This window comes from Brevundimonas sp. SORGH_AS_0993, from assembly GCF_030818545.1.
Classification (GTDB): domain Bacteria; phylum Pseudomonadota; class Alphaproteobacteria; order Caulobacterales; family Caulobacteraceae; genus Brevundimonas.
Genome location: NZ_JAUTAH010000001.1, coordinates 2,777,274 through 2,789,395, shown reverse-complemented (window position 1 = coordinate 2,789,395; position 12,122 = coordinate 2,777,274). Strand labels below are relative to the sequence as shown.

Genomic DNA, 12,122 nt, shown 5'->3' with positions numbered 1-12,122 from the left:
TCGGGTGTTTCGCGGACGTGAAAACGTTTTCACGTCCGTTGTCAATCCGCCGCTTGTCAGCGCTGTCCGCACACGCGATGAACAGGTATGAAAGCGGGTTCACGGCAAACCGTCGGCATCAAGGATGTGGCCAAGGCGGCCGGCGTTTCGCCCGCCACGGTCTCTCGGGCGCTCGGACGCGGGCCCGTCAGCGCTGAACTGCGCGAGCGTGTCCAGACCGTGGCTCGGGCGATCGGCTATCGTCCGAACCTGTCGGCGCGTCGGCTGCGGTCGCAAGAGGCCCGCACGATCGGCTTGATCGTCGCGGATGTCCGCAACCCCTTCTTTACCGCCGTCAGCCGCGCGGTCGAGGACATCGCCTATGCGCAGGGCATGCGGCTGGTTCTGTGCAACACCGATGAGAACCCCGAACGGGAAGCCTTCTACATTCGGGCCATGCAGGAAGAGCGCGTGACCGGCCTGATCCTGGCGCCCTCGCGGGCCACTCTGAAGGCGATGGAGACCGGCTTCTCCATCGACGTGCCGACCGTTCTGATCGACCGCGCAACCCCGGCCTGCGGCCACGACGCCGTCATGACCGACAACCTCAACGCCGCCGCCGCCTTGGCCGAACATGTCGCCGCACAGGGGTTCAGCAAGATCGCGGGCCTCTTCGGCGCCAGCAGCACGACGGGCGCCGAGCGGGAGGCCGGTTTCCGCTCCGCCCTTGCGGAAAGAGGTCTGCCCGCGACAAGCCGGTTCGTCGCGCCGAACGCCGCCGCTGCCGAGGCGGCGTTCAAGACCCTATGGACCGAGCACCGGCCCGACGCCGTGGTGGTGTCGAACAGCCTCCTCGCCCTGGGCGTCCTGCGCGCCGTCGACGACCTGGGTCTGACCATTCCCGCAGACATCGGCCTGGCGGCTTTCGACGACGAACCCTGGACCCGTCTGGTGCGTCCTGCCCTCACCGTCATAGCCCAGCCGATCGACGAGATTGGCAAGGCGGCGATGCGGCTGCTCTCCGACCGCATCGATCGCGGCGCTTCCCAGGATAGTCAGACAGTCCTCCTGCCCGGCCGCCTGATCGCCAGAGGCTCCACCTCAGGCCGTCCAACGGCCTGATCAGAGACTACAGAAGCCGAGGCGACGTGGGCGACGGCCGCCGTTCGAGATTTCGTCGGGACAGGACAGGTGCGGCGCGTCTTGGTCAACCTGACCGCACTCGCAGACCCTGCCTTCAAGCCCGAATTTGGGCCTTGCAGTGCAGGGCCGTCCACAGATGTCGGTTCAGCCCCAGAAGCATGGGTTAAGGCTTCAGGTAGGCCTTCATGACGTCGTGAACATGCTTTCTCCGTTCCGTCTTCCACGCCTCGTCGTGGAGGTCTTTCCGGAAGATCGCCGAAAGCGTGTAGGCATTCGAGAGGTGGAAGTAACTTAGGGCCACCATTGTTATGTAGAGTTGCAATGGGTCGATCCCTCGCCGAAAGACCTTGGCCTTCTCGCCGCGCCTTAGGATGTCCTCGATCGCTGTCAGCAAGGGGGAGGAAATCGTGGCCGCGCGCAGGGACTGCGACAGATATGCGCCCTTCTGCAGGTTCTCTCCAGTCCAGAGCGAAATGACTTCCGGGTGAGCGTCGAAATGGGAAAAGGTGAAATCGAACAGGCTGAGCATGCCTGCAAAAGGTTCCAGGTCGGTGATCTTGAGTTCCTGCTCCTTTAGACGAAGCTCCTCATAGACATGGTCGAGAACCACGAGGTACAGGTTCTCCTTGCTCCCGTAATAGTGATAAAGCATCCGCATGTTGGCGCCCGATCTCTGGGCGATGGAGTCAATCCGGGCGCCGCTGAGGCCGCGTTCCGCGAACTCAGCGATCGCGGCCTGCAGGATTTTCTCGCGCGTTGGCCGCCGAGTCCCGCGAGCGACGCGATGAAGCCGGCTTATCCGACACCTCTGCTCGCGCCTTCTTCTCCGTTAACCTCTTGGCAGCCATCAGTTCAAACCTGTCCCGGACGTTCTCTGGCGGTTGCTACATCCTTGCCGACAAGGCCTATGATGGCGACCGCCTGTATAAGAAGATCATCGATCAGGGGGGCGATCCCGTCGTGCCGCCCCGACGCCACCGCAAACGACAACACACCTACGAAGCCGACCTCTACAAGGAGCGCAATCGCGTCGAACGCTTCTTTAGCCACATCAAGCACTTCAGGCGCGTCGCCACCCGATACGACAAGCTCGCCTCCAACTTCAAAGGCTTCACCACCCTCGCCAGCATCATGCTATGGCTTAAATAGCTAAATCGTCACCGCAGCCTACAACACCTTCCACACTCAAAGACATTTGATCACCCGCCCTACCCTTCGTTGCTTCCGCGCCGGAATGAAGGCGGCGTGGACAGCGGTCACCGCCTGAAGTTTCGATGGTTAGGGCAAGGTCAGTATTGCACCGATTACCTGACAGCGCTGATCCGGAAGCGTTCCCGCTACACGGCGCTCAGAACCTGTAGCTCACGCCCAGTTTGTAGGACGAGCCGTAGCGGTAGTAGCCTTGGGGCAGCAGCGGGTTGCCGTTGATGGAGTAGGTGTTGGCCTCGTCCAGCAGGTTCTGGCCGTCGAGCGCGATGCTGATGCGGTCCGTGACCTTGTAGGCGACGTGGGCCGTGACCCAGGTAATGGGGTCGGCGCGTTCGTTATAGCCCTGACCCAGCACATTGGTCGCGGTGGTGAAGCCGTCGGTGTGATCGCCCGAGACGCTGAGCGACAGCGGCCCGTGGTCGTAGAAGACGCCCAGCGAATAGACCGACGGGGCGATGCCTTCCAACGGCCGCTCCTCGCCGCCGACATAGCTCTTGGACCAGTTGCGCGTGTATTGCGCGCGCACGCCCCAGCCGCTCGACAGGAAGTGCTGCAGGCCCACCTCGACGCCGTGAACCTCGGCCGTGTCGCCGTTGATGGGGCGGCTGATGTTGAACAGATAGCCCGGCACGCCGATGTCCTGGCCCGGTTCCCAGCTGGTCGTGATCTGGTCCTTGATGTCCTTCTTGAAGACCGCGACGTTGAAGATGGAGTTCGGCCGGAAATAGTATTCCAGCGAGGCGTCGTACTGGGTCGCCGAATAGGGTTTCAGGGCCGCATTGCCGCCATAGACCTGGGTGAACTCGCCCCAGGACACGCTCTCGGTGGTGTTGGTCGGGGCCAGCATCTGAACCGACGGCCGCGCCATGGTCTTGGCCGCGCCGAGGCGTAGGCGCAGGGCCTCGGTGAGGCGATAGTTGAAGTTCAGCGACGGCAGGACATAGGTGTAGTCGTTGTCCTGGTTGATCGTCGTCGGGGCGGCATAGACGGCGGTGTAGTTGAAGGCGCCGTTGGGCACGATGTCGAGGATCTTGGCGTCCCACGCCTGGGCGCCGGTCCGGGTCTGGACGACCCGGACGCCCAGGTTGCCGCTCCACCGTTCGCCGCGCAGGTCGGCCTGCAGATAGCCGGCCCAGGTTTCCTCGCTGACGCGATAGCTTTGCAGCGGGTTCCACACCGGCGCCGCATCGGCGTAGCGATAGACGCCGCCGCCCGGACGCGGCCTTCCGTCATAGGCCGCCAGCGCCGCCTGATAGGTGGCGATGTCGAAGCCCAGGAAGCTGCGCGGGAAGTCGGAGCCGACCTTGTTCATGAAGTTGGGCAGGCTGAAACTGTCGGAGATCACGCCCCCGCCCAGCGCGCCCACATTGATGGCGTTGGCGCCGGAGTAGTAGTCCGCCCCGCCCGTCAGGGCGTTGTTGATCAGGTCGCGCGACTTCTTGCGATCGGTGTAGTTCACGCCGAACTTGACCGTTTCCAGCCAGCGCCATCCCGAGGTCCAGGCGCCGTTGACGGCCGCGCCGGTGATCTCGTCGTCGATGTTGTCGCCGGCGAGCGAGAAATAGTGGGTGTTGAAGTCGGCGTCCTTGAACTGACCGGCCGCCAGCCCCGCCGCCAGATCCCGCCCGTCGGTCAGGTTGACGTCGACATTGGGCACATAGTCGCCGCTGAGCTGGACCCGCGCCGTATTGGGCTGGTTCATCCGCAGCACGACATAGCTGTCCTGGCCGCCGGAATGACGGGTGGAGGTCGAACGATAGACGTCGGCGTTCAGCGTCAGGCTGTCGGTGACGTTCCAATCGGCGTTCAGGCCGTAAAGCTGGGTCTCGACCACGCGATAGGAGGTCTGGTTCAGCAGTTCGGGATTGAGGCGCAGTTCCGGGTCGGGGTCGGTCATGTCGAAGCGGGTGACGATGCCGTCCTGAACCACCATGTTCGACCAGCGGCCGGGCGCATACAGGGTGTAGAAGGACTGTTGGTAGCCGACCTGGGGCGAATCCAGCTTGGTGATCAGACCGTCCGCGACCAGGCGGAAGTTGTCCGACGGCCGCCATTCCAGCTTGGCCGTGTAGGCGTTGCGCTTCTTGCGTTCCAGGATCGAGCCGACGCGGAATTGGCCCGGGCCGATCAGGCCGTATTCTTCGGGGTCCAGCACGCCATTGTTATTGGGGTCGATCGCCCCGCCCCAGGCGTTGCCATAGAGCCAGCTTGGATCGTTGGGATCGGCGTTGCGCGTCCAGCCGCCGTCGTTGCCGGCGACGTCGGTGCGGTCGTCGCGACGCTCGGCCACCACGCCCAGCAACAGACCCAGGGTGTCGTTCAGGAAGGTGTTGCTATAGACGCCCGACAGTTTCGATCCGTCCAGTTCGGACATCTGGTTGCGGTCGCCCTCGACGCGCAGGATCCCGTGCCGGCCGCGCTGGTCGAACGGGCTGGCGGAGCGCAGATTGATCAGGCCGCCGATGGCGCCTTCGGTATTGGCGGCCTCGGCGCCCTTGATGACGTCGGCGCCGCTGATCACGTCGGACGGCAGCACGTCATAGGCGAAGTCGCGGCCGGCGCCGTCGGTCGCCAGGATGCGGCCGTTGAAGGTCGACAGCGTATATTCCGGCCCCAGGCCCCGAACGCTGACGCTCTGGCCCTCGCCGCCGGCGGTGCGCGAAATGGCGACGCCGGTGATGTGGCTGAGGGAGTCGGCGACGTTGTCGTCGGGGAACATGCCCAGTTCCAGGGCGCTGATCGAATCCTGAACCGTGGCGGCGTCGCGCTTCAGATTGACGGCGCGGGCGATGCTGGCGCGGACCCCGACGACCACGACCTCGTCGACCGTCTGGGTCTGATCGTCGGCGGCGGCAGGCGGCGGCGTCTTGACCGGAGACTGGCTCTGGGCCTGAGCGGCTGCGCCCCAACCCAGGGCGCCGAGCGCGGCCCCTGCCATGATGGCCGAACGAAGCGATGAGCGACGTGACATTGCGATCCCCTATGCTCGCATGATCGACGTAGGCGGCGCGGTTAGCGCGTTTCGGTTGGCCGCCTGAAACTGAACGGAAAGGAACTACGGTTTCGCGAAACTGTCAAATAGATATATAACGAAACTTATCCGATTTGTTTTATGCCTGTCGTCAAGGTTGCAACGGCGTCGCTGATGCCGCCCTCGGCCGCAACGACGAGGCCGCGCCCCTTATTTCAAGGGCAGGGCGAAACCGGCGAGCCGCGCGGCGTAGATGGCGGCGCCGACGGCCGGGCTGAACCGGGGCTCGACGATCCGGTAGTCGGGCGAAAAGGCCGCCAGGATTTCGCGGAACGGCGCCAGGATCAGTTCGCCGGACTGAAACACCCCGCCCGAATAGGACAGCGCCACCGCCTCGCCCGGCGCATAGCGCAGACGTCGGCGTATGGCGTCCGTGATCTCGGCCAGTCGCCGCCCCGCCTGTATGAAGATGTCGCGAGCGCCCGCGTCCCCCTGCAGCGCCGCCTTGGCGACCAGACGCGAAACGGCGGCGATCCGATCCCTTTGCGCCCCCTCTCGCGCATAGATGCGGGCGCACAGGTCGAGATCGTCTTCCAGTTCGAAGGCTTCGACCAGCAGGCCGTGCAGCGACCCGGTGTCAGCGCGTCCGTCGGACATGCGCGAGAACAGGTTGAGGCCCTGGACCGCGATCCAATAGGCCGAGCCTTCGTCCGAAAAGACCTCGCCCCAGCCGCCGCCGCGCGCCTTCAGCCCTCCCCGCTCGCCGTAGCCGATCGAGCCGGTGCCGGCGACGATGTTGATCCCGTCCTCGCCCGCCAGCGACCCCGCCCATCCGCAGATCATATCGTTGCCGCAGGCGTAGCGCCCGTGCCCCAGCACCGCTTCGGGAATGACGTCCAGAACCGGCTGGACCTGCGAATCCTCGCCATGCGCGGGCAGGCCGAAAAAGGCGTAGCGGACATCCTGCGCCGATACGCCGGCTTGGCGCAGCACGGCGTGGACCCCATGGTTCAACAGCTCGTGCAACCGCTCCACGCCGATCTGCACATGATAGCTGGAGCCGCCCTCGTGCCGGGCCAGTTCGCGGCCCGCGGGATCGACCAGGACGAAGGCGGTCTTCGAGCCGCCGCCGTCGACCCCGAGAAAACAGCCGTTCGCGCCCGCAGCGTCTTCGGAAACCGCCATCAGGTCAGCTCGTGAATCCGCACGCCCTGGACGACGCGATTGACCGTTCCGGCGGCGTTCGGCTTGTCCGGCTTCAGGCCCAGCCGCAGGGATTCGAAAAAGGCCAGGATCTGGGGCGCCGCGATATAGGCGAACAGCAGTTCGACGTCGTCCGCATCCGCCAGGCCCGAAACCTTGATCTGATCCGTCTCGGCCAGACCGACGCCGTCCTGGGCCGTCACGGCGATGACGCGGGCGGCGTCATTGTCGCGGCGCAGTTCGTCCAGCAGATCGACGTCGTAGCTGCGCGTATAGGCGTCGTTGGAGAAGAAGACGACGATCAGGGTCTGGTCGTTGACGATGGTCTTGGGACCGTGCCGGAAGCCCAGCGGCGAATCGAACATCGTCACCAGGGCGCCGTTGGTCAGCTCCAGCAGCTTAAGCCCTGACTCGCGGGCCAAACCCTTGAAGATGTGGCTGCCCAGATAGACGACGCGCTGATAGCCCTCGCCGGCCACCGCCTGCATGACGGGGGTGTATCGGGCGATCACCGCCTGGGTCGCGCGCGCGATGCCGTCGATGCGCTGATCCATGGCGGCGACGCCGCTGAACACCGCAAGGGCGGCGTAGGTCATGCACGAGAAGCTGGACGTCATCGCGAAGCTGCGGTCGTGGGTCGCCTCGGGCAGCTGGATGTTCATGCCCCGAGGGCCTTGACCATATCGGGCCAGGGCGCCGTCGGCGTTGCAGGTGATGACCAGATGGTTCAGCGTCGAAACCAGCCGATCCGCCAGTTCGATCGCCGCCACGCTCTCGGGGCTGTTGCCCGAGCGACCGAACGACACCAGCAAGGTGGGGGTGTCGGCTTCGAAATAGAGATGGGGCGCGCAGACCAGATCGGTCGTGGCGATGGCCTCGACCCGGCGGCCCAGACGCCGCGCCAGGGCGGGCGCCAGGCATTCGCCGGCGAAGGCCGAGGTGCCCGCCCCCGTCAGGATGATGCGGACCCCGGCCTGATCCAGGATCGGCTGAAGGAAGGCCTCGATCTCGGCGCGGCGCTGCATCAACAACGCCTGGGTCTCGCGCAGCATGGCTGGCTGCTGGGCGATCTCGCGGGCGGTCCACAGGCCGCCCAGCCGCTCCAGTTCCGCCTCGTCCAGGCCGAGTTGCAGGGTGTCAGTCATGGACGGGCTCCAGATCGGGCTCGCAGGCGGCGCGATAGGTTTCCAGGGTCGCGCCGACATGGGCGACGACGAGGTTGGCGGGGGTCACGGGCAGGCCGGCGTCGCGCAGGGCGCCGTGGGCCTGCGACAGATACTGGCTGATCAGGGCCATCGGCGGCGGACTGTCCGTCAGATTGGCGAACATGACCTCTTGGGCCGCCGCGATCTCGGGATCGGGCCAGTAGTAGCGGATGCGATCGGACAGGCTGTACTGCAGGTCGAACCGCAGCGCGTCCCCGGTCGCATGATAGTATTTGGCCCAGTTGTGCGGCTCCGCCTCCATTCGCTGTATGGCGATACGACGGAAGCCGGAGGCGCGGGCCGGGTCGATCCATTCGCGCTCGATCGCATCCAGCGCCCACAGGGCCTCGCGCAGGGCGAAGGTGACGCCGGGACCGACCTTCAGGATGGCGAAATGATCCTGGACCAGCGCCTTCAGGGCCGTCGGCGTCTGATAGTCGGTGGAGTGGGCCTCGAACACCACATGGGGCTGGTCGTCCAGGGCGGCGCTGAGGGCCACGGCCTTGGCGCGGTCGTAGTCGATGACCTTGTGGTGATCGAACTCCACGCCCGGCTGGACGACGACGGCGATCACGCGGGGCCAGGCGTCGGCCAGACCCTGTTCCTCGAAGACGCGGCGATGCGCTTCAAGCGTCGCGACGGCGGCCTGGGGCGTCGTCACCTCAAGCTCGGGCAGATCCTCGGCGGCGCCGCCCGGCACCGGCACCTCGGTCCCGATCACATAGACGCAGGGCTCGCCGCCGACGCGGGCCTGCGCGCCCTCGGCGACGCGGATCAGACGCGCGGCCCGGCGGGCGATCACGCCCTCCGGCAGAGGCGTGGGATCGTCGGCGCAGGACATGGAGCAGTCCGCGTGGATCTTGCGGAAGCCCGCCGCCACATACTGGTCGATCAGAACCTCGGCCCTGGCCATCGCCTCTTCGGCCGGCAGGTGGGTCCAGGGGTTCGGCCCCAGGTGATCGCCGCCCAGCAGAAGCCGCTCCTGCGGCAATCCCGCGTCGCGCGCGATGGCGAGAACGAAGTCGCGGAAGGCCGCCGGGGTCATGCCGGTATAGCCGCCGTCCTGATTGACCTGATTGCAGGTGGCCTCGATCAGCAGCATCTCCAGACCCTTCGTCCGGGCATGGATGCAGGCGGCCTGAAGCACCAGCGGATGGGCGGAACAGACGGAGTAGATGCCGCATGCGCTGCCTGACTTGTGCCGCGCGACGAGGTCGAGCATCGCCTTCATGGAAACCCCTTTCGATTACGGACCAACAATAGCGATTTATCGCAAGACCGCAATCAAAACAACGAAACCGAAACCTTCCATGTTCAGGAGGCCGTCGCCAGCAGGGCGGCGGCGATGAAGGCCAGCGCCAGACCGACCATCTTCAACTGACCGGGCATGACACCGGCGATCAGCAGCGAAAGAACGGCCGTGACCAACGGCGCGCCGGCGTTGGTCAGGGGGGCGACGACGATCGCCTTGCCGTGCCGGAAGGCATAGACCAGGAACAGGGCGCCGACTGCATTGAGCATCTGGATGGCGGCGGCCAGTCCCGGCCCGTCCCAGCCCCAGTTGATGGGCCGCGAGAAGTCGGTCATCGCCAGGGCGACCGGCGCCAGCAGCAGGCCGCTGACCATCATGTAGAAGAAGATGCTTTCCGCGCTCATCCTGTCGTTGGCCAGCTTCATGAAGAAGGCCTGCACGCCCCAGCACAGCATGATGACCAGGGCCAGCGGGAACCAGGTCGAGCCGTGGGCGAAGGAAAAGCCCTGGGGCGAGAAGTCGAACATCGGCAGCGCCGCCAGCGCCAGAACGACGCCCAGCGCCCCCAGACGCGAGGTGCGCTCCTTCAGCAGCACCAGCGACAACAGGATCGTCACCAGCGGCGACAGGGAGATGATCGGAAAGATCAGATAGGCCGGCCCGGTCGTGACCGCATAGAAGAGGATCATCTGACCGCCCGCCCCGGTCAGGCCGATCATCAGCCCGTACAGGATCGAGCGGGGATCGCGGTCCAGCGCCCATTTCTCACGCTGCATCACGACGACGGCGGGCACGATCATGGTCACGGCCCAGACGCAATAGACCAGGGTCTCGGGAAAGCCGCGCTGGGCGGAGATGCCGGCATAGGCGCCCCACACGCCCCAAAGCCCGACCGTCAGGAAGGCGAACAGCAGCCAGCGCCTGGAAGACGCCGGAGCGCGGGAAGCGGCGGACGTCACGGATTGGTCGGTCATTCGCCCTCTCCCCGCACGGCTATGGCTTCGATCAGAAGCGAGCGGTCGAAACGGGCCGACAAGCGCGGGGCGTCCGCCGTCGCCGTGCCCAGATCGACGCCGTTGACGTAGTCGGTCAACCGATAGACGCCGCGTCCCAGGCCGCGCAGTTCGATCGTCCCGTCCCAGTGCGGGGCGTAGAAGGCGTAATAGAGCCGTCCGTCCTTCTCGATGGCGTGGGCCTCGGGCTTGTCGAAACCGATGTCGTAGAGTTCGCCCAGATAGCGGCCCCGGGGCAGCATCCGGGCGTTGTAGATGTCGGCCCATTTGCGCCAGACGGCCTCGCGCTGCGGCGTCAGCAGGAAGTTGGCGTCCTTGCCTCGCCCCTCGTGCGGCCAGGTGAATTTGGTCGAGATGACCGCGCCGATGCCGACGGACGAGGCGAAGTCGTCGCCGCCGTCGCTGAGTTCCACATGGTCGCCTGCATAGGCCGCATCGCGCCCCATCAGCGCCTTCAGCGACTTGCCCTTCAACCGCACCTGCCAGGACGACAGCGGGTCGGAGGCCGGAACCTGGTTCGTATAGGGCAGATTGTGGAAGGCGTAGGAGGTGCCGCAGGGGCAGAACTCGACCACCGCCTTCGGATTGGCCTCCTGGGCGGTGTCATAGACCAGCTTCCAGAAGTCCTGGAGCTTTTCGACCGACTCCTCGGGCCGGGCGTGATTGTGCGCCGGGTTGTGGCACGGGGCCACGCCGTTCATGTGCTGGCCGTCCAGCTTCAGCCCTTCGTAGCCCCATTCGCCGATGATCTTGCGAACCAGCGCCTGGGTGTAGTCGCGCGTCGGCGGATAGGCCGGACACAGGGTGAAGGCGTTCCACCAACTGACGTCCTGGACCGCGCCGTTCTGGTCCAGCAGCAGCATGTCGGTGTGATCGTGCAGCAGGTCCGATCCCGGATCGACCGCCAGGGGCGCCAGCCACAGCTTGGGCTTCAGCCCCGCCGCGCGGATATGGCCGGCGAAGGCGATCATGTCCGCCTCGCTGCGGAACTTGCGCGGGTCCAGCGCCCAGTCGCCCTCGTTGGTCTGCCAGCCGTCGTCCAGCACGGCCCATTCGAAGCCCAGCGACTTGACCTTGCCGTAGGTGCCTTCGATCTCCGCGACGGTGAAATCGCGGTCGTAGCCCCAGGCGCACCAGATGGCCTCATAGGCGCCGTCCGGCGCCCTGGGCGCCGCCAGACCCCGATCCGCCATGACCCGGCGATAGGCGTCCAGGGTCGCATAATAGTCGCGCCGGTGAACCGCGACGAAGGCGTTGACGCTGGTCAGACTTTCGCCGGGCTTCAGGCTCTCGGCGTGGTCGACGACCAGGGCCACCGACGCCCCCGACGCGGTGGCGACGATGGGCAGGGACACCAGTTTGGGCGTCAGCTCCACATGGCCGACCGCCACGCCGGCGTCGGGCCGCCAGACATCGGCGACGGGCGTGCCCGAACCGTAGTCCGAGGCATTCATGCCCATGAAATTAGCCTGGTCGAAGCCCTCGCGCACCGGCTGAACCCAGTCGCGGCGATCCGCATGGGTCGAGCCGGACCAGGACCAGAAGCCCGATCCCGACGCCCTCAACGTATGGCCGCCCATGCGATAGCTCTTGATCGACAGGGCCTCGCCGCGCGTCAGCCGCCAGGTCGTCAACAGCAGGGGAAAGCCGGGATAGCGGTCGTAGAAGGTCAGATCGACGGTCTTCTCCAGCCCCTCGGCGGACACGCCCCGGATCGTGTGGCGCACCCCCTTGCCGTGCGCGTCATTGACACTGGCTCGCTTCTGTTCGGTCAGGAAGAAGCTGTCGATCACCCGGCCGTTCGCCAGGGTGACGGTTTCGGACGGTTCGAAATCGCAAAGGCGCGTCCTGGCGCCTTCGGTCCCCGTGATGACCAGCCGACTGTTCAGGGCCGTGTCGAACTCGATGGTCAGGACGCCGTCGCCCGCCTGAGCCGCCACAGGTCCGTCGGCGGCGCGCCCCACCCCGAAAGTCCCCGCCGCCAGAACCGTCCCGCCCAGCAGGGACAGCAGTCCGCGCCGATGGAAATGGGGTCGTGTGATCATCGTCGCACCCTCCGCTTGCGGAACGATCTTGCATAGAGCCTTTTCGAAAGGCAAATAAAAAGATACATAACGAAACCCTCCGTCATGGAGGGTTCGGCTGGC

General features: G+C 65.8%; 8 protein-coding genes and 1 pseudogene. 2 read left to right on the top strand and 7 right to left on the bottom strand.

Features of this window, described 5'->3' with window-relative positions:
* Positions 1-87 precede the first annotated feature (87 nt).
* Positions 88-1,101: a LacI family DNA-binding transcriptional regulator gene (locus QE389_RS13725; protein ID WP_307368394.1), complete on the top strand. Its 1,014-nt coding sequence runs from the start codon at positions 88-90 to the stop codon at positions 1,099-1,101.
* 184 nt (positions 1,102-1,285) lie between these two features.
* Here QE389_RS13725 and QE389_RS13720 read toward each other — a convergent pair whose 3' ends face one another.
* A complete protein-coding gene (locus tag QE389_RS13720; protein WP_307369112.1) occupies positions 1,286-1,864 on the bottom strand; it encodes a TetR family transcriptional regulator in 579 nt (192 codons plus the stop codon).
* Between the two features lie 146 nt (positions 1,865-2,010).
* Here QE389_RS13720 and QE389_RS13715 point away from each other — a divergent pair.
* Positions 2,011-2,271: pseudogene (locus tag QE389_RS13715) on the top strand (transposase); the annotation flags it as partial.
* A 199-nt stretch (positions 2,272-2,470) separates the two neighbouring features.
* On the opposite strand, the gene QE389_RS13710 reads toward QE389_RS13715, so the two are convergent.
* From QE389_RS13710 to QE389_RS13685, 6 genes are all read right to left on the bottom strand, one after another.
* The gene (locus tag QE389_RS13710; RefSeq protein ID WP_307368392.1) at positions 2,471-5,302 is read right to left on the bottom strand and encodes a TonB-dependent receptor; all 2,832 of its coding nucleotides are present in this window, start codon (positions 5,300-5,302) and stop codon (positions 2,471-2,473) included.
* 210 nt (positions 5,303-5,512) lie between these two features.
* A complete protein-coding gene (locus tag QE389_RS13705) occupies positions 5,513-6,487 on the bottom strand; it encodes a BadF/BadG/BcrA/BcrD ATPase family protein (RefSeq protein ID WP_307368390.1) in 975 nt (324 codons plus the stop codon).
* A complete protein-coding gene (locus QE389_RS13700; RefSeq protein WP_307368387.1) occupies positions 6,487-7,650 on the bottom strand; it encodes an SIS domain-containing protein in 1,164 nt (387 codons plus the stop codon). The genes QE389_RS13705 and QE389_RS13700 overlap by 1 nt, the downstream gene beginning before the upstream one ends.
* Entirely contained in the window at positions 7,643-8,932 is a 1,290-nt protein-coding gene (locus QE389_RS13695; RefSeq protein ID WP_307368384.1) for a D-tagatose-bisphosphate aldolase, class II, non-catalytic subunit, read from the bottom strand. Before QE389_RS13695 ends, QE389_RS13700 begins: the two co-directional genes overlap by 8 nt.
* A gap of 92 nt (positions 8,933-9,024) precedes the next feature.
* Positions 9,025-9,936, bottom strand: a complete 912-nt coding sequence (locus QE389_RS13690) for a DMT family transporter (protein ID WP_307368382.1) — start codon at positions 9,934-9,936, stop codon at positions 9,025-9,027.
* Positions 9,933-12,020 (bottom strand): glycoside hydrolase family 36 protein, encoded by a 2,088-nt coding sequence (locus tag QE389_RS13685; protein ID WP_307368378.1) that lies wholly within the window; start codon positions 12,018-12,020, stop codon positions 9,933-9,935. The genes QE389_RS13690 and QE389_RS13685 overlap by 4 nt, the downstream gene beginning before the upstream one ends.
* Positions 12,021-12,122 lie beyond the last annotated feature (102 nt).